Consider the following 17,347-nt stretch of genomic DNA (forward strand, 5'->3'; position numbering starts at 1 on the left):
TCATCCTATTATTTGATTTAAAATTTTGCTTGGTCTCATGACCTCATTTGCCCTCACTTCATCTGGCAAATAATATCCGCCAAATTCCACGCTTGCACCATCATTTTGTCTTATCTCTTTTAAAATTTCGCTCTCATTTTTCTCTAGCTCGTCTGCTAAATTTTCAAAAATTTTACTTAAAATCCCGCCACTTTTTGCCATCTCTCTTGCCCAAAAAAGTGCCAGATAAAAGTGCGACTCTCTGGTATCAAGAGTGGCATTTGGCGTTTTGTTTTCGTCTAAATAGCTAGCAACCGCTCTATTTAGCGCATCACTTAGCTCTTTTGCCCCTTTTTTTTGCTTAGCAAATGCTAGATGTTCAAGTGAAGCACTAAGCGCTAAAAACTCGCCGAGACTATCCCAAAGTAGATGGTTTTTCTCTTTTAGCTCTTTTACAAGCGTTGGAGCCGTTCCACCAGCACCTGTTTCAAACATCGCTCCACCAGCAAGTAGCGGCACAACTGAGAGCATTTTTGAGCTACCACCTAGCTCAAAGATCGGGAAAAGATCGGTTAAATAATCTCTTAAAACGTTACCAGTTACGCTTATAACGTTTTTGCCAGCTCTTATTCCCTCAAGCGTTTTTGTAGTCGCTTGCTCGTAGTTTAAAATTTCAAATTTTACGCCAGCCCTAGCAAATTTCTCTCTAAATTTTTCAAATTTAACTATCAAATTTCTATCATGAGCACGGCTGCTATCTAGCCAAAATATAAGCTCATCTTTTGAAATTTCGCCTCTTTTTAAAGCAAGCTCAAACCACGCATTTATCGCATCATCCTTTGCCTGCGTCATCCTAAAAATGTCGCCCTTTTTGACGCTAAATTTAAAGACGCTCTTGCCCGCTTCGTCAAAAACTACAAATTCTCCGTCCTCTTTTGTGATGAAAGTCTTATCGTGACTGCCGTATTCCTCGGCCTTTTTAGCCATTAGCCCCACGTTTGCTACGCTGCCTATGCTGCTTACATCAAGCGCACCATGCTCCTTAAAGTCCGCTACGCAAGCCTCATAAACCCTAGCGTATGTTCTATCTGGGATCATGCAAAGCGAGAAATTTAGCTCGCCGCTTCTATCTTTTACCTTGCCAGAGTTTCTAATGAGTGTTGGTACGGAGGCGTCTATTATGACGTCATTTGGTATGTCAAAATTACTGGCATTTTCATTTAACGCCCAAATTTTTGCCTTTTTGCTCAAAATTTCATCAAATTTAGCCAAAATTTCATCTTTGTTTTTAAGAGTTGAAATTTTAGAAAACATATCTTTTAAACCGTTTTTAGCCTCCACGCCGTGAGTTTTAAACTCTTCGTCAAATAGTTCAAAAACCTCTTTAAAATAGCTTTTTATCGCGTGAGCAAAGATGACTGGATCGCTAACTTTCATCATCGTGCATTTTAGGTGCAGACTCAAGGTCAAATTCTCTTTTTTTGCCTCTTCAAAACATCTTTCATAAAATTTATCAAGCTCATCTACGCTTAAAAATGTAGCATCGACGACCTCGCCACTTTGTACGGCAAGCTCTTTTAAAAGCTCTTTTTTACCCTCTGTATTCACAAAATTTATATAAAATTTCTCATCATTACTAGCGATTATTGAGTGCTCATTTTCATAAAAATCGCCCTTTTGCATGTAGCAAATTTTAGCTTTATTTGCCTTGTCCCAGTCGCCATTGCTGTGAGGATGCTTTTTGGCAAATTCTTTAACCGGTGGCAGGACTCTTCTATCTGAGTTTCCTTGTCTTAGGACTGGATTTACTGCACTTCCTAGCACTTTTTGGTATTTTTTAGCGACCTCTTCGTCGTAATCCGTGATGATCTCATCTGGATAAAAAGGCACGTTTATGCCTTTGCTTCTAAGCTCCTCTATCGCTGCTTTTAGCTGAACAAGCGTGGCTGAGATGTTTGGCAGTTTTATGATATTTGCCTCTTTATGACTGGTAAGCTCGCCTAAAAGCTCCAACTCATCGGCCTTATTTAGTCCAAGCTCTTTGCTAAAAAGAGATAAAATTCTCCCAGCTAGGCTAATATCGGCCCTAGTTATGCTAATGTCAGCACGAGACAAAAAGCTCTTTACGATAGGAAAGAGAGAGTAGCTTGCAAAAAGCGGTGCTTCGTCAGTTTTGGTCCAGATAATGTCACTCATTTTAGCCCTTTTATTTTTTTAAAATTTATCACTTTCTTTATTAAATCTCGTTGTATTTTAGGCATTTACCGCAAATTCTAGCTCTATTTTCCTATATTTTGGTTGTGCTCGCTTAAGGTTTTTGAAAAAATGTGTTTTTTCACCTTTTTGTCAAGCACAAAGTATAAATAATCGCTCTTTGCAGGATTTATCGCCGCTTTGATCGCACTTATGGACACTGTGCAAATAGGACTTGGCGGAATGCCGTTATTTAAATAGGTATTAAACTCGCTCATATCGCTTCTTATGCGCTCGGCTGTGATCACATCGTGCGAGTAGATGCCGTAGTTTAGCGTGCCGTCCATTTGCAACCTCATGCCTTTATCAAGGCGGTTATAGATGACGGAAGCCACAAGGGGCATCTCAGCGTCATTTGCCGCTTCTTTTTGGATAATCGATGCAATCGTTAAAATTTTAAACCATTTTTTCTCGTTGTATTCACCAAAAATTTTTCTACTTATCTCGTTTTGAGCCTTTTTTGATGAATTAACAAGATAAAAAGCAAGATGCCTTTCACTAATGCCTATTGGAATTTTGTATGTATTTGGTATCAAAAAGCCATCGCCCACCGGAGCAAGAGCGTTATATTCGCCATTTAACTTAACAGGATCAAGTCCAAGCTGAGCAGAAATTTGATTTAAAAAGACAACCGTTGTCTCTCCGGGTATGAGAGTTATCTCGGTTAGCGCAGCTTTTGACTTTGCGAGTCTTTTTAAAAAATCAATCCTTGAAATTTTATCTTTTCCGATCTCTATCCAGCCAGACTGAGGCGAGCCGATAAAGTGCATAGCATACTTATCAATCACGCTTAAGTTAAAGTTGCGATTAGCTAAATAGGTTATAATTTCGCCCACACCTCCCTTTGGTATGAAAACGACCTTACTTGTGTTTATAGGGCGTGCCAAATAGATAAAAACACTTAGGACAATGATGAGTACGATATCAAAAAAAATATCCAGATATGGTTTTTTTATAAAATTTTTTATCATCTTGATTCTTTCGCTTGCTTTGCTTTTAAAATACGGCATAAAAGTTAATGATTTTGAGTTTTATGGCGTAAAATTGGAGCAATTATATATAAAGTTAGATAAAAAAATAATTGTAAGAGCAAAGCAGATAAGACTCCCAAAATTTAAAAAAGAAAGTGAACAAAAAAGTAGCGATGAACGTCTTTTAAATCTTAGCAAAAGCGTAGATTTTATAGATACAATTTTTCAAGAAATTTCACTTGAAAATGTGCAAATAGGCGATGATTTTAAACTAAAAATTCTATTTTTAGATGATATATTTTTTGTTGATAGCCCTTATTTAAATGTAGACATTAAATTCCAAAACGAACAGCAAGACGGAATAGATCTTTTTAGTGTTAGAAATTTAAGCTTTAAGGATTTTAACGTCAGCATTAGCGGCGAAGGAAGTGCAGATTTTGATAAAAATGACTATAAATTTGAGGGAAATTTTACCTCTCATGAGCTGCATGGCAAGCTAAATTTTGCCCTAAAAGATACATTTTTAACTTACAAAGCTTATGATGTCGAGGCTGGAAGCATTAAAAACTTCATTGATGAGCTTGACAGACGCATAGAGCTAAATAGTGAAGTTAAAAACTGGATATATGGATACATCGTTGCTGATGATTACGAGCTAAAAGAGATAAATGGCAAGGCTGATCTAGCTAAAAATAACTTTTATCTAAATGATCTAAATGCCACCGCAAATACTAAAAATTTGCTCGTTAAATTTGAAAAAGGCTTGTCAGCCGTAAATGTAGGCGAGGCAAATATCACGCTTAAAAACTCAAAGCTTAAATTTGATCTTATTTCGCCTATTTACAAGGGCAAAAAGCTTGATGGCTCAAGCGTTGTAATAAATAATATCTTTGATGAAAAAAGCGCAAATTTAGAGCTACTTATAAAGACAAAATCGATCTATGATGAAGCTATAAATGAGATATTAAAAGCCTATAAGATCATCGTGCCAGTAAGGCAGCTTAGCGGAAAAATGGATGCTAGCTTAAAAATTTTAATAAAACTAGACGAGAAAAGCTTAGAAAATTTTGATGAAAGAAGCGTCATTGCAAATGGAGAATTTAAGCTAAGTGACGCGGTTTTAGAGATTGCTGGGAGTAAATTTAATACCAAAAATGCTCTCGTAAAGCTCATAAATACGACAAATTTAAGTATCGATGCTACCGGCTTTGGGCTTGAGTTTTTTAAAGCAAATGCTAAGGCCGATATAAATTTACAAAAAAGTACTGGCGAGATAAAAGGCGTGATAGAAAGCTTTGATCTAAAAGAGAAAAATGATGAAATTTTAGCCTTTAAAAATGAGCCATTTAGCGCATTTTTAGACTTTAGCAAGGCTGATGAAACTTTGCTTAAGATAGAGCCATTTGGGCTTGATATGAGCTTTGGCAGTGAAAGTAAAATAGCAACAAAAAATAGTAAATTTTTCATAGAGAGCTCGCCTGTTTTAAAGCAAAACGGCGTGCGTGGTTTTGATGAACTTAGTATAAAAAGCAAGGATTTTACTGATCTTGAAATTTTTGCCAAAGAGGCAAACTTTGATTTGCCGTTTTTAGATAAAAATGGCTCAAAGTATGAAAATGACGATCTTAAAATTTTAGTCTCAAAAGCTGGTGTGAAGGTAGATAGCGCAAGTAAAAAGCTAAGCCTAGACATAAAAGAAAAAGTCATAAACGTAAAAACTCAAGATCTAAATTTGCTAGTGCTTGATGATAACAAAACCAGCGAACAAAGCACGCCGCTTGAGCTTTTAGCAAAAAATGGCGATATCATTTTAATGGATCTAAACAAGACCTTGCCATTTGCTAGCTTTAGTGCCGAGAAAAAGGGCAAAAGCACCTCGCTAAATGGGCTGGCGCAGCAAGGAAGAGTTGGCTATTTTAATGATGAAAAGAGTATAAATTTAGACGCAACCGATATAAGCGGAGAATTTATCAACGACCTTTTTGGTATCAAGAGCTTTGAGGGCGGTAAATTTCGCCTAAAAATGCTTGGAGAAAACTCAAAGAATTTCAAGGCAGAGGTGAGATTTTTTGATACTTTTTTAAAGGATTATATCTTTTATCAAAGACTACTTAGCTTTTTAAACTCAGTTCCATCGCTTCTTAGCCTTAAAACACCTGATTTTAACGACAAAGGCTTTACTGTTAAAAATGGTAAAATCTTACTCACTAGAAATGGCGATATGATCGAATTTTTAGCGATTGAAATGATAGGCACGAGCGCTGATATCGGTGGACGTGGTACGATCGATCTAAAGAGCAAAAAGATAAATATCGACCTTGAGCTAAAGCTACTAAAAGACGCTAGCAGTATCATTGATAAAATTCCACTGGTAAATCAAATAATACTTGGTAAGGACCGCTCGCTCTCAACCGTCATCGCAATACGAGGCACTACCGACAAGCCTGAGTACTCGACGCAGATCCTGCAAGATGCCTTGCTTTCGCCACTAAAGATAATAAGAAACGTGATTCAGGCTCCGTTTTTGATATTTGAGTAGTTTAAATCTGCAACGCACGGAAATTATAGAAAAATTATTGGCTGCTTCTAAAGCCAAGAGTGGCACTCATTTTTGATTAACTATACTAACCTCGGTTCGCAAAGCGCATAATGCTTAAATTTTACTAGTCAAAAAACATCAAAAGCTAAAGATCAAGGCTTTGATAGCTCTATTTTTTGATACTACAACTATTAAAATATTTTGATAAAAAACATAAAATTTTACATATAAAAATATGTAAAATTTACTTCATCTCAAGGCGCATGAGATACATCTCCTCGCCGTCAGTCACCTTTAAATTTTGGCTCTTACACTTTGGACAAGTAAAGTCATTTTCGCTAAGCTCCCCGCCAAATCCACAATCCAAACACTCGATCACAATGCCTTGTAAATTTATCACAAGCTCAGCATTTTCGCAGATCGTGCCAGCCTTATAAACATCAAAGGCGCTCTCTAGATAGTGTGGCTCCACTCCGCTTAAACGGCCGACCTTTATCTCGATCTTGCTTATCTCTTTGGCGTTTTCTTTGGCTGCGTTTTTTTCACAAAGACTAACTAAATTTTGAACGATGCTAAGCTCGTGCATTAGCATATCCTTGGCAGTAGCTCGCCCTTTGGCGGCTCGAGAAATCTTCTTGATTTATAGGCGTTTTCGATGATAACACGCTCGTTTTTAGCTTCCAAGACCTCACCTATTATCATCGCGTTTTTATCAAATTCTCTTAAAATTTTAAGCGCGTCCTTGGCCTCGCTCTCATCGACAGCCATCACAAAAGTACCCTCATTTGCAAGCTCATAAGGCTCAAAACCAAACAGCTCACAAACACCCATCACTTCGTCAGCTACCTTTATATTTTCTTCAAAAACTAAGATGTCAAATTTACTAAATTTAGCCCACTCATTTAGCACCGCACTTAGTCCGCCCCTTGTCGCATCACGCATGCATTGCGGCTTTATGCCAGCACTAAATAGCTTTAAAGCGACCTCTTTTAAGCTCTTGCAGTCACTTTTTAGATCAAGTCCGAGCTCAAATTCTTCTCTTGCTGCAAGTACTACGCCGCCGTGCCTGCCAACATCTCCAGAGATTAAAATTTTAGCACCTGCTTTTAAATTTTTAAGCTCCACGCCTTCGCAAACTATCTCACCGATACCAGCCGTGTTTATGAAAATTTTATCGCATTTGCCTTTTGGCACGACCTTTGTATCACCACAAACTACGCTTACGCCACTTTCTTTACAAGTTTTTGCAAGCGAGCCAAGCACACGCTCGAGCTCCTCTATACTAAGCCCCTCTTCGATTATGAGCGAACAGCTTAGGTATTTTGCGCTTGCACCAACCATCGCAAGGTCATTTATCGTGCCGCAAGCTGCGATCTTGCCGATGTCACCGCCATTAAAAAAAATGGGAGTTACCACAAAGCTATCAGAACTAAAAGCGATTTTTCCGTTTAAATTTAGTATCGCTGAGTCGTTACTCTGCCTTAAAATTTCATTATCAAAAATTTTAAATATCGTCTCATTTATAAGCGAGTTCATCTCCTCGCCGCCGCCTCCGTGGCTTAGCATTATCTTTTTCATTAAATTCCCTTAACCAACTCTTGCGTATTTGAAATACGCCGCACAAGCGCCCTCGCTTGAGACCATGCACGATCCTATCGGATTTTGCGGGTTACAAACTTTGCCAAAGACTTTACACTCTGTTGGCTTTGCTAGCCCTCTTAAAATTTGCCCACAAATGCAAGCCTTGCTCTCGCCCGCACTCTCTACGTTGCAGTCAAACTGCACTCTGGCGTCAAGATAGGCAAACTCATCTTTTAGCTTCATGCCACTTTGTGCTATCTCGCCAAGGCCTCTCCAGACAAAGTCGCACGGCTCAAAGTACTTAGATATGAGCTCTTTTGCTCTTAAGTTGCCATCTTCTTTGACCGCCCTTGCGTACTCGTTGTAGACTTCATATGTTCCTGCGTTTTGCTGACGGACTAAATTTAGCACACTTGCCATGATATCAAGTGGCTCAAAACCACTAATGGCGATCGGTCTTTTAAATTCGCTCGCTAGCTCTTTGTAAATTTTACTTCCAGTGATGACACTCACATGGCTTGGGCCTAAAAATGCGTCTATCCTCACGTTTTTATCGCTCATTATAGCTCTAACTGGCGCTGGAACGGTTACGTGATTTATATGAAAGTATAAATTTTTAATGCCCTGCTCAACCACTTTTTCAACCAAATTTGCGCTCATCGGAGTCGTCGTCTCAAAGCCTATGGCAAAAAATATGACCTTCTTATCTGGATTTTGCTTAGCTATATTTAGCGCATCAAGTGGCGTGTAAAGTGCCCTTATGTCATGTCCCTCGCCGCGAAGCTTTTGCAAACTTGTCTTTGAGCCAGGCACTCTTAGCATGTCAGCTAGCGTGCAAAAGATCACATTATCCATGCTAGCTAGCTTACAGGCCTCATCTATGCGGCTTTTTGGCATCACGCAGACTGGACAGCCTGGGCCATGGATAAAATTTATATGCTCTCCCACCAAACTTGGTAGTGCAAATTTCATAATGCTGTGCGTATGGCCGCCACAAATTTCCATGATATTTAGCAGTTTTACGCTCTCTTTTTGGATGAGTTTTGAAAGTGCAAGGATTAAATTTTTATCGCGAAAGTCATTGATAAGATCCATCAAATTTTCCCCGCGTTCATATCATCAGCGATCTTTTGATAGACCTCTAAGCTTTCAAGCGCAAACTGCGTATCGATCTTTTGCATAGCGTAACCTACGTGAATTAGCACATATTCGCCAACTTTTACCTCTTCAGAGATGAGATCAAGGCTCACCTTTCTAGTAACGCCCAAAGTCTCAACGGTAGCAACGTTGTTTTCATCTATTTCTATTACTTTTGAAGGTATTGAAAGACACATTATCTTAGCTCTTTTTTAAATTCCAAATAACTTATCCACTTATCGATACCTTCGCCCGTTTTGCTGTCAATAACAAAGATATCGACCTTTGGATTTAGCTTTCTAGCGTCGTTTTTCACTCGCTCGATGTCAAAGTCAAAGTGCGGCGCAAGCGAAGCTTTTGTGATGAGAAGCACGTCAGCAGCTCTAAACATCACTGGGTACTTACTCACCTTATCATCGCCCTCTGGCACTGAAAGAAGCACAGCGTTAAAGTGCGAGCCAACGTCGTAGCTTGCAGGGCAGACTAAATTTCCAACATTTTCTATAAAAACCAGATCAAGCTCATTTAGTGGCAAGTGATGAAGCCCCTCATGCACCATAAAAGCATCCAAGTGACAGGTCTGACCTGTGCTTATCTGATGAGCCTTTGCGCCAGCCTTTACTATGCGGTCGGCATCTTGATTTGTTTCCAAATCGCCCTCAACAACGCCTATTTTAAACTTACCAGCCTTTATCGTAGCCTCAAGAAGCGTGGTCTTGCCAGCGCCTGGGCTACTCATTAAATTTACACAAAGTATCTTTTTTTCATCAAGATGAGCTCTGTTGTGAGCGGCCTCTTTGTCGTTTTCAGAGAGAATTTTCTCTATCACGTCTATGGTTTTACTCTCGTTTAGCACAGGGTGTGCGTGAGCCTCGTGGCTATGTTCGTGCGCGTCATAAGCGTGATCTGTATGCCCATCATGAGTGTGTGGGTGCGAGTGAGTAGTGCCATCAGCATGAGTGTGAACGTGGGCGTGATTACCCATTGAACAACCGCAATCTTTACACATTTTTTCATCCTTTTTTATTAATTTATGGAGATTTTAACTCTTAAATTTAAAAATAAAATTAAAATTTAGGAGTTTTTGCAAATAGATCAAAATTAATTAATTTATTTAAATTTCTATTTAAATTTAAAAATATAAATGAAATTTGCACAAGAATTTTGACTAAATTTACTTTACTCTTTTTGCCTAATCTCATCCAACTTATCAAAATTTTCATCACCAAGTAGTTTTTTGCTATTTTTTTGGGCATTCTTTTGGATTATTAGATCTTTTAATCTAGCCTTGCCATTATCCATCACCATCAAAACAGCATAGGCATCAACGTCTTCTTCTCTCATTTCATTTTCGGTATTAGCCGCACTATCAGGCGACATATAAAAGTGCTCTATGCCGTATTTTACGAGCGAGTAGCCATCATATCTACCAGCTAAAAACACTCCATTGTCTGGCTTGCTTATACTAAATTTAGCAAAGCTGTAAGTGCCATTAGTATCTGGCTTTAAAACAGCATAAACTCTAGCCCCATCTCTTACTCTCTCATCGTATTTATCGATATAGCGGTCATCTTTATCATTTTCGTCAAAATTTCTTGAATGAAAATTTGAAAATTCATAGTTTAAATCAATATAATTTCCGCGAAAAAGATCTCTTGGATCATAAAGATTGACCCTTACTCTTACCTCTTGTCCAAAATAAAGTGGCATAAGCGCGTAGCCAAGCATAATGCCAATAAGCGAAATTTGAAAAATTACAGCTACTATTAAGACTTTTATCTTCATTTTTTACGTCCTTTTCTAGCAACAACTAGCACTATGAAAGCAAACACCATAAATAGCGCCGTAGCACCAATATAATCGCCTATTAGCTGGAAATACCTCACGGCTGCAACCAAAAATATCATACAAAGACCAAGTTTTAACTCACCCTTTTTGATAAGAACCGCAGCTGTTATGATATTTGCGAGCGAAAAAAATATATTTGCGTAGCCAGGCCCGTAGCTAAAGACAAATGGCAACGACACGAGCAGTGCCCCAAGTAGCAAACCACTCTTGTTTTTTTCTTTAAAAAATAGTGCAAAATAAGCAACACTAAATAGAATAAAGACAAAGCCAAAGTTGCTTTTAAAAAACGACTTCACAAACCAAAGTTCTTCATCTCCAGCCTCAAATAAATTTCTTTCTTCAAATAAAAGCAGACAAAGCAACAACACAAAAACGCCAAAATTTTTACCAAATTCTTTTGCAAATGCGCCAAGCCCTACTCTAAATTTATCTAGTAGGGGCGAAATACTGATAAGCAAAAGTGCATAAGATAGCGATACGATCGCAACCATAGGAAGTCCAAACAAAAATCCATAATCAAATATCGCTCTAAGACCACTAATGTAGCCACAAAATGAAATGATGTATATAAAGATATCTATAAAAAGCACAAAAGCAAGCCATTTTGAGTCGTCTTTGTAAAGCGTATATGCGCCAAGTACTATAAAAATAATAAAGCCAAAACCAAAGTCGCCCTGATAGCCTCTCATAAAAAACCAAACCGTCGCAAAGATAAGGCTTTGGGCTACCAACACACCTTTTTTACTAGCAAAAGAAACCGCAAACGCTCCGATACTCCAAAGCAATATGCCGCCGCTTGGCTCATCACTAATGTGATAAATTTGAGCAATAAGTGCAATCGCCGCACCAAAGCAGAAATTTCCAAGAAAAAACATCGCCGTTGATAGATTTTCCTTTCCCTTTGCGAGATAGTAAATTCCACCAAAATTTACAAGCCCAAGCACAAACAACACAAGTGCCAAACGTCCTAGTCTTGGTATCTCTTCCCAATTTGCACCAACAAGCGTAAAAAAAGCCAGCGCAAAAAAGAGATATGCTACGAGTTTTAGGACAAAACTTATCTTATCGCTGTGAGCGTCAGTGTCGATGTCATATAAATTTGCTATTTTTATAGCGGTCTCTTTATCGACTATACCGTCACTTTGCCACCGATCCAGCTCTTTTGCTAGAAAAATTCTATTTAAAAAGTTCATTATTCACACTCTCTTTTATAAGATATACAAAACACCAAATTTCTAGCCAGTGTCTTAAATGCCGTATTTATGTCCATTGACACTGCCTTAGTCTTTCAACAAAAAATATAATTGTGATTTAAAATATAAAAAAATACAGAAGCTAAAATGCTACCGATGATAAAAATTTTTAGCAAGGTAGCTTGGGCCAGACTCCTAAGCTTTGCTTTAAAAATTTCTCGCTTAAGTCTAAACCCAAGTAAAAAGAAAAAAACGGCCATCAAACTATCATTTACCAAAAGGATAAGGGGCTTTTGTATCGGCGATTTACCAAAATTTAGCCTTGTATCGATTTGTAAAAATGAGTTATAAAAACTGCTTAAAAAAACATTTTCAAAGATAAATGCCACTAAAGTAGCAGCGACAAGAAAGATATCGCTACTAGCTTCACCTATAAAAAAATCCCAAAAATTCCTAAAACCCATAAAGACCCTTAAAAAATTAAAACCTAGGAATAGCTGCCCTTGTGAGTTTAGAAAATTTTACGCCCTTTAAGCCGGCGATCCTTTCAGCAAAGCGTTCAATTTTGCCAGCCTCGCCTCTTATTGAAATCGTTTCTAAGCAGTTATGGTGATCGACATGAACATGGTTTGTGCAGATGATTTTCACATCAGAACTATGCTCTATATCCATCTTTTTATTCACCAAATCGTTGTGATGATGCATATAAATGAGCGTCAAAACCCCGATCAACTCCTCACTAGCGTCCTTCCAGCTATCACTTACGATCTTTTCGCGGATCAGATCCCTCGTAAATTCGCTCCTAGAAGCGTAGCCTTGTTCGCTAACCTTTTTATCTAGTTCGTCAAGTAACTGACTAGGTAAAGAAACACTAAAACGTATAACACTATCCATTTTCTGCTCCTTTCTCGTTTGATTACCGTTTATAATCATTATACATCACTTATTAGAAAATGTGGATAAATAATAATAAATTTGCCCTAAATTTACGTTAGAATCGTTGCTACAGAATTTTTTATTGATATAAAATTTCAAATTTGCTTTAGTAAATTTTTTGTAAATAAGTTCGAGTAAAGTCTTATTTTGAAAAACTCCGCCGCTTAGCAAAATTTCCATTTTTTCTTTTTTTGAAATTTCAAAAATAATATCAGCCAAGCCATTTATAAACGCCGTTGCAGCCACTCTTGGCTCATCTTTTAAAGTACTTTTAAAAGCTTCTTTAATGCCGATCACTCCATTATCTAGGCTAAATTTGTAACACACATCTAAATTTTTATCATAAAGCGCTTCAAGCCTCATACCGCTCTCGCCCTCAAAGCTTGAGTGAAAAAGACCACAGATAATAGCACCAAATGCGTCAAATATCCTACCAACCGAGCTAGTCTTTACTAAGTTTAATCCTTTTTGCTCCATTTTTTTAAAATTTGCAAGCATTTTTTCATCAAAATTTACTAAAAATTTACTCGCTTCGTCCTCAAGAGAGTATTTTAAAATAATAGAATATGCGATTAGATAAATATTTTTGATGCTATTTTCGCCACCAAATAAGCTAAATTCATCAAAATGATAAACTCTATTAAAGCCCTTTTTATCTAGCCTAAAAACCTCGCCACCCCAAATTTTGCCGTCCTTACCGTATCCGGTTCCATCAAAGCAAAATCCAAGATAGCTTTTGTCACTAAGATCGTTTTCAAACATTACACTTAATAGATGGGCGTAGTGATGCTGCAAATGAATGAGCTCAAAGCCCTGATCCTTTGCCCATTTTGTATTTAAAAAATTTGGATGCAGATCGGCTATGACCTTGTCTATTTTTAGGTTGTAAGTCTTTTCAAAAAGAGTAAAAATATCTTTAAATCTATCAAAAGTCGCCACGTTTTTTAGATCGCCGATATATGGGCTAACCATCAAAAGGCCGTCTTTATAGATGCAAAATGAGCTTTTTAGCTCCGCACCAAGAGCTAAAAATGTCCCTTTTTGCTTGAAATTTGTATGGATGAAATTTGGATTTAAGCCACGGCTCGTTCTTGTAAAAATAACTTCATCACCAACGCAAAATGCGATACTATCGTCACTTGGTGAGTAAATTTCTCGGTCGTGATCAAGGTAAAAGTCTATGACGTCACCTAGCTTTTCTCTTAGCTCATCCTCATCTTTTATCACAACTTCGCCTGATATGTTTGCGCTAGTTGCGATGATGTCGTGTTCTAAATAGTCAAATAGCAAAAGATGTATGCCGCTAAATGCAAGCATAACGCCAAGCTTGTTTAAATTTGGAGCGACGCTTTTTGCGATATTTGAGCCATTTTTTGCTTCAAGTAAGACGATCGGCTTTAAATTTGAGCTAAGAAGCTTCGCCTCCTCCTCTGAAATTTGCGCTATCTCTCTAGCATTCTCTAAATTTTTACTCATCAGAGCAAAGGGCTTGCTTGGACGGTGTTTTCTTACTCTTAGCTCGCAAACTGCGGCTTCATTTGTCGCGTCACAAACCAAATGAAAGCCACCAAGCCCTTTAATGGCTAAAATTTTACCCTCGTTTATGAGCCTAGCCGCCTCTTTGGCTGCTTCGTTTTTACTAGCCAAGACTTTGCCAAATTTATCTTTTAGATAGAGTTTTGGTCCGCAGTTTGGGCAAGATATCGGCTCTGCGTGATAGCGGCGATTAAGCGGATCTTTATACTCGCTCTCGCAAAATTTACACATTTTAAACTCGTTCATCGTCGTATTTACCCTGTCATAGGGTAATGCTTTGATGATAGAAAATCTTGGTCCGCAGTTGGTGCAGTTTATAAATGGGTATTTATAGCGTGGATTTGCGGGGTCATAAAACTCGCGCAAGCAGTCATCACAAAGTGCGTAATCAGGCAAGATAGGCGCTTGCTTGGCAGCTCTCTTTGAAGCGATAATCTCAAGCTTTTCATAAATTTGATCTATCCTAAATTTATGCAGTTCATCGATCCTAGCAAGTGCTGGTAGCTTCTCATAAAGCTCTTTTTCAAAAGCCAAAAAGTTAGCCTCTTCGCCGCTAAAATTTAGCTTCACACCCTCATCATCGTTGTAAATTTCACCAACAAGTTTAAATTTGTCCGCCAAAGTATAGACAAAAGGTCTAAAACCAACGCCTTGAACTAAGCCTTTGATCTCATATCTAAAGCTTGATCTCAACGCCAAATCCGGGGTCAAAATTTGTTTTTATATTTGGGTTTAGGTGCTTTTTTATCAAGTTGCTCACTACCTTATTATAAAATAAATCCCCGCTTAAAGTAACATTTTTGATATTAAATTTATCTCGTTTTTCATAGCTAAAATCGCTCAAAAAGTGCGCCAAAGACTCGGTGCAACCAAAGCTGATGTTCTTCTCTCCAGCGCCAGCAAGGACAAACGAAATGATACTTTTTACAAACTTAACCCCGTCTAAACCAAAGTCATCTTTCATCTTGTAATCGATCCTAACGCCCTTTTGACCGCTAAAATCAGCTGCCATAAGAAGCAAATTCTCCCCTGCTTTTTTAAACTCATCACTTAAGCCAAGTATGCGCCCAGCTATGCAAAATAGCGAGAAAAAGCTAGCATTTGAGCTAAATTTACCGCTTGGCAAGGTGTGCTCTTTACTGAAGTTTTCAAGTAGCCTTTTGCCGCCCTCCTGGGCTCTTATGAGCTCATAAATTTCTTCAAAGCTACTAAATTTTGGTAAAAACAGAAGCTGTGTTTTGCTTGATTTTGAAAGCATGCAAATTTCGTCATCGCTAAATTTGCTAAATTTTAGCCCCAAAGCTATATCGCTAAAATTACTAAGCTCAAATTCCTCGTTTTTTGTATAGAAAAATGGGCTTAAAACTGCGCTGTTTTCAAGCAAAACAAGCCTTAAAAGGGCGCTTTTTTGCTCCTTTACAGAAACGCTTAAAAAGCTACAGCCATCTTTGTTTAGCTGCTCGCAAAGGGCGTAAAGAAAAAGGTCATTTGGTGCCATCACGTCAAAAAATAGCGGCGCATCCTCGTGGTTTTGCCTATAAATGGCTGTCGTCTTTAGCGACAAAAGTGGTTTTTCAAAGCTAGCAAGCGCAATCTGTACCCTATTATCAGCGATAAAAATTTTTGGTAGCTGCTTTAAATTTACAGACATCAAAAAATTTGCGTCAAAATTTACGCCAAGAGAAATTTCATATAAATTTTCGTCCTGTCCTATACAAACACTCTTGCCGTTTTTTAATAAATTTAGGCAAGCTTTTAGCTTTTCATTAAAATTATCAAGCGTTATCTCACCCTCAAATTTACTCTCACATAGCACGCCACTTTCATTTAAGATAGCCTTTTCGCTAGCCAAAAATGTACTCGCTTGAGTCGGAGTTAGTCCACCAAATTTTATCTCATTTATCTTGCTATCTTCATCAAGTTCACTTGTAGCCAAGACCTCACTGTGCTTTATAAAAAGACTAAATGGCAAGAGCGCACTTGCTTTATTTGCCACGCTCTCAAGCTCGCTGGTATTGCCACTTACCTTTAGACAAATTTCATCATCTTTACACTTTATACTATGAGCCAGATCGCCAGCAAGCAAGCGTAAAAATGGAGCCAGAAACAAAGCGTCCTTGTGGCAAGTAAATTTAAAAGCAAGTATCATTTTAAACCTTTTTTATCGTATTCATCAACGATATCTTTTAGGGTAAAATTTGCCACCTTTTCACACTTAAAATCAAGCTCTTTTAAGTGATCAAGCAGCGTTTTTTCTAAAATATTAGAAGCGTTTATAACCTCATCTGAGAGGCTAAAATTTGATGATTCTATGCGGCTAGGCACGATACCTAAAATTTTTGTCGTAGGTCTATCGCCTGCAAGCTCCATTAGATGAAGGGTCTGAAGCATCTCTATCTCGTGAGCCGAGCCGTCCCAGCTGATAAAATTTGGTACGTTTAGAAAGTCGAAAAAATAAACATCACCCACGCTTGCGCCATTTGCACTAATGCAATCAGCAACAATAAGATAGTCAAATTCGCTTATGATGTGAGTTAGGGCGAGGGCTAAAGTACCCCCGTCCATTAGAGTAAGCTCGTTTTTAGAACTTGTAAATTTATAGTTTTTAGCCATCAAATTTACAAAATGAACACCTATGCCCTCATCGGCAAACATCACGTTGCCGATACCAAGAACCAGCACTCTCATCAGTGTTCTTTTACAAATTTATAGCCACTAACGATAGCGTCCATCGCTCCATTTTTGCCTTTAACAGCGTTAAATACTGCCATATAAACATGAATCGGCACAAAAATCATAATGACCCACATACAAATTCTATGTATCGTTCTGACATTTGCTAGTCCGCCCATAAGCTCTTCAAAAAACCTAGCTGGCTCATAAAGCGCTCCGCCAAGTCCCTCATGATAAACATGAACATAAAGCACAAGACCGCTTAGGCAAATAAGAGTCAAAATAAGATAAAAGAAAAAGTATGAGGCAAACTGCAAAGGATTATAAACGCCCCTTAAATGCGGATGTGGCCCTATAAAAAGATAGTATTTGATCTGTGCGATCCAAATTTTTGGATTTAGAAAATCAACCACACTCATCCGCTCTTTTTTGCTGTGTTTATCAAAGACAAATAGATAAAATTTAAAGATAAACGCCGCTATTAGCACAAAGCCAGCGATCTGGTGAGCCATACGCCACTTTGCTTGCATAAAATTTGTAGGCTCGCTCGTGATCTCTGGACTCACAAAAACGTATGAGATATAGTAGCCGCTCACAACTAAAAGTGTGATCGCTGCAAATCTAATCCAGTGTGTCAGCCTAACGCCGATGGAGAATTCGTATTCGCTGATCCTGTCAGCATTTTTATGTGACATATTCTC

Annotated in this window: 16 protein-coding genes; 1 reads left to right on the forward strand and 15 read right to left on the reverse strand. The window is 38.1% G+C overall.

What is annotated here, in order from left to right:
- Together MTT30_RS03630 and mltG are read right to left on the reverse strand one after the other, a co-directional pair.
- Entirely contained in the window at positions 1–2,175 is a 2,175-nt protein-coding gene (locus MTT30_RS03630) for an NADP-dependent isocitrate dehydrogenase (protein ID WP_429801017.1), read from the reverse strand.
- 83 nt (positions 2,176–2,258) lie between these two features.
- Entirely contained in the window at positions 2,259–3,203 is a 945-nt protein-coding gene (gene mltG, locus MTT30_RS03635; RefSeq protein WP_429801018.1) for an endolytic transglycosylase MltG, read from the reverse strand.
- Positions 3,204–3,276: 73 nt separating this feature from the next.
- Between mltG and MTT30_RS03640 the strand changes: the two genes are divergently transcribed.
- Positions 3,277–5,742 carry an AsmA-like C-terminal domain-containing protein gene (locus tag MTT30_RS03640; RefSeq protein WP_429801019.1) on the forward strand — a complete coding sequence of 822 codons (2,466 nt, stop codon included), beginning with the start codon at positions 3,277–3,279 and terminating at the stop codon, positions 5,740–5,742.
- A gap of 244 nt (positions 5,743–5,986) precedes the next feature.
- Here MTT30_RS03640 and hypA read toward each other — a convergent pair whose 3' ends face one another.
- The 13 genes from hypA to cybH all read right to left on the reverse strand — a co-directional run bounded on the left by hypA (position 5,987) and on the right by cybH (position 17,341).
- A complete protein-coding gene (hypA, locus tag MTT30_RS03645; RefSeq protein ID WP_087580117.1) occupies positions 5,987–6,328 on the reverse strand; it encodes a hydrogenase maturation nickel metallochaperone HypA in 342 nt (113 codons plus the stop codon).
- Positions 6,328–7,320, reverse strand: coding sequence for a hydrogenase expression/formation protein HypE (hypE, locus tag MTT30_RS03650; protein WP_429801020.1), 993 nt, complete (start codon positions 7,318–7,320; stop codon positions 6,328–6,330). Before hypE ends, hypA begins: the two co-directional genes overlap by 1 nt.
- Positions 7,321–7,329: 9 nt before the next feature.
- Complete coding sequence (gene hypD / locus MTT30_RS03655; RefSeq protein ID WP_429801021.1) at positions 7,330–8,418, reverse strand: hydrogenase formation protein HypD; 1,089 nt, start codon at positions 8,416–8,418, stop codon at positions 7,330–7,332.
- On the reverse strand, positions 8,418–8,657 hold the full coding sequence (locus MTT30_RS03660) for a HypC/HybG/HupF family hydrogenase formation chaperone (protein WP_054196671.1): 240 nt from the start codon (positions 8,655–8,657) through the stop codon (positions 8,418–8,420). The genes hypD and MTT30_RS03660 overlap by 1 nt, the downstream gene beginning before the upstream one ends.
- Positions 8,657–9,469 carry a hydrogenase nickel incorporation protein HypB gene (hypB, locus tag MTT30_RS03665; RefSeq protein ID WP_429801022.1) on the reverse strand — a complete coding sequence of 271 codons (813 nt, stop codon included), beginning with the start codon at positions 9,467–9,469 and terminating at the stop codon, positions 8,657–8,659. The genes MTT30_RS03660 and hypB overlap by 1 nt, the downstream gene beginning before the upstream one ends.
- Positions 9,470–9,639: 170 nt before the next feature.
- A complete protein-coding gene (locus tag MTT30_RS03670) occupies positions 9,640–10,245 on the reverse strand; it encodes a GDYXXLXY domain-containing protein (RefSeq protein WP_429801023.1) in 606 nt (201 codons plus the stop codon).
- Positions 10,242–11,501 carry a DUF2157 domain-containing protein gene (locus tag MTT30_RS03675; protein WP_429801024.1) on the reverse strand — a complete coding sequence of 420 codons (1,260 nt, stop codon included), beginning with the start codon at positions 11,499–11,501 and terminating at the stop codon, positions 10,242–10,244. The genes MTT30_RS03670 and MTT30_RS03675 overlap by 4 nt, the downstream gene beginning before the upstream one ends.
- Positions 11,502–11,596: 95 nt before the next feature.
- Complete coding sequence (locus tag MTT30_RS03680; RefSeq protein ID WP_429801025.1) at positions 11,597–11,965, reverse strand: Na+/H+ antiporter NhaA; 369 nt, start codon at positions 11,963–11,965, stop codon at positions 11,597–11,599.
- Positions 11,966–11,981: 16 nt separating this feature from the next.
- The gene (gene nikR / locus MTT30_RS03685; protein WP_021091291.1) at positions 11,982–12,395 is read right to left on the reverse strand and encodes a nickel-responsive transcriptional regulator NikR; all 414 of its coding nucleotides are present in this window, start codon (positions 12,393–12,395) and stop codon (positions 11,982–11,984) included.
- Positions 12,396–12,440: 45 nt separating this feature from the next.
- Positions 12,441–14,666, reverse strand: coding sequence for a carbamoyltransferase HypF (hypF, locus tag MTT30_RS03690; protein WP_429801026.1), 2,226 nt, complete (start codon positions 14,664–14,666; stop codon positions 12,441–12,443).
- Positions 14,650–16,122 (reverse strand): hypothetical protein, encoded by a 1,473-nt coding sequence (locus tag MTT30_RS03695; RefSeq protein ID WP_429801027.1) that lies wholly within the window; start codon positions 16,120–16,122, stop codon positions 14,650–14,652. The genes hypF and MTT30_RS03695 overlap by 17 nt, the downstream gene beginning before the upstream one ends.
- Positions 16,119–16,661 carry a HyaD/HybD family hydrogenase maturation endopeptidase gene (locus MTT30_RS03700; RefSeq protein ID WP_429801028.1) on the reverse strand — a complete coding sequence of 181 codons (543 nt, stop codon included), beginning with the start codon at positions 16,659–16,661 and terminating at the stop codon, positions 16,119–16,121. The genes MTT30_RS03695 and MTT30_RS03700 overlap by 4 nt, the downstream gene beginning before the upstream one ends.
- Positions 16,661–17,341 (reverse strand): Ni/Fe-hydrogenase, b-type cytochrome subunit, encoded by a 681-nt coding sequence (gene cybH, locus MTT30_RS03705; RefSeq protein ID WP_429801029.1) that lies wholly within the window; start codon positions 17,339–17,341, stop codon positions 16,661–16,663. Before cybH ends, MTT30_RS03700 begins: the two co-directional genes overlap by 1 nt.
- Positions 17,342–17,347: the final 6 nt, after the last annotated feature.

It is taken from the genome of Campylobacter concisus (assembly GCF_050447445.1).
Classification (GTDB): Bacteria; Campylobacterota; Campylobacteria; order Campylobacterales; family Campylobacteraceae; genus Campylobacter_A; species Campylobacter_A concisus_BI.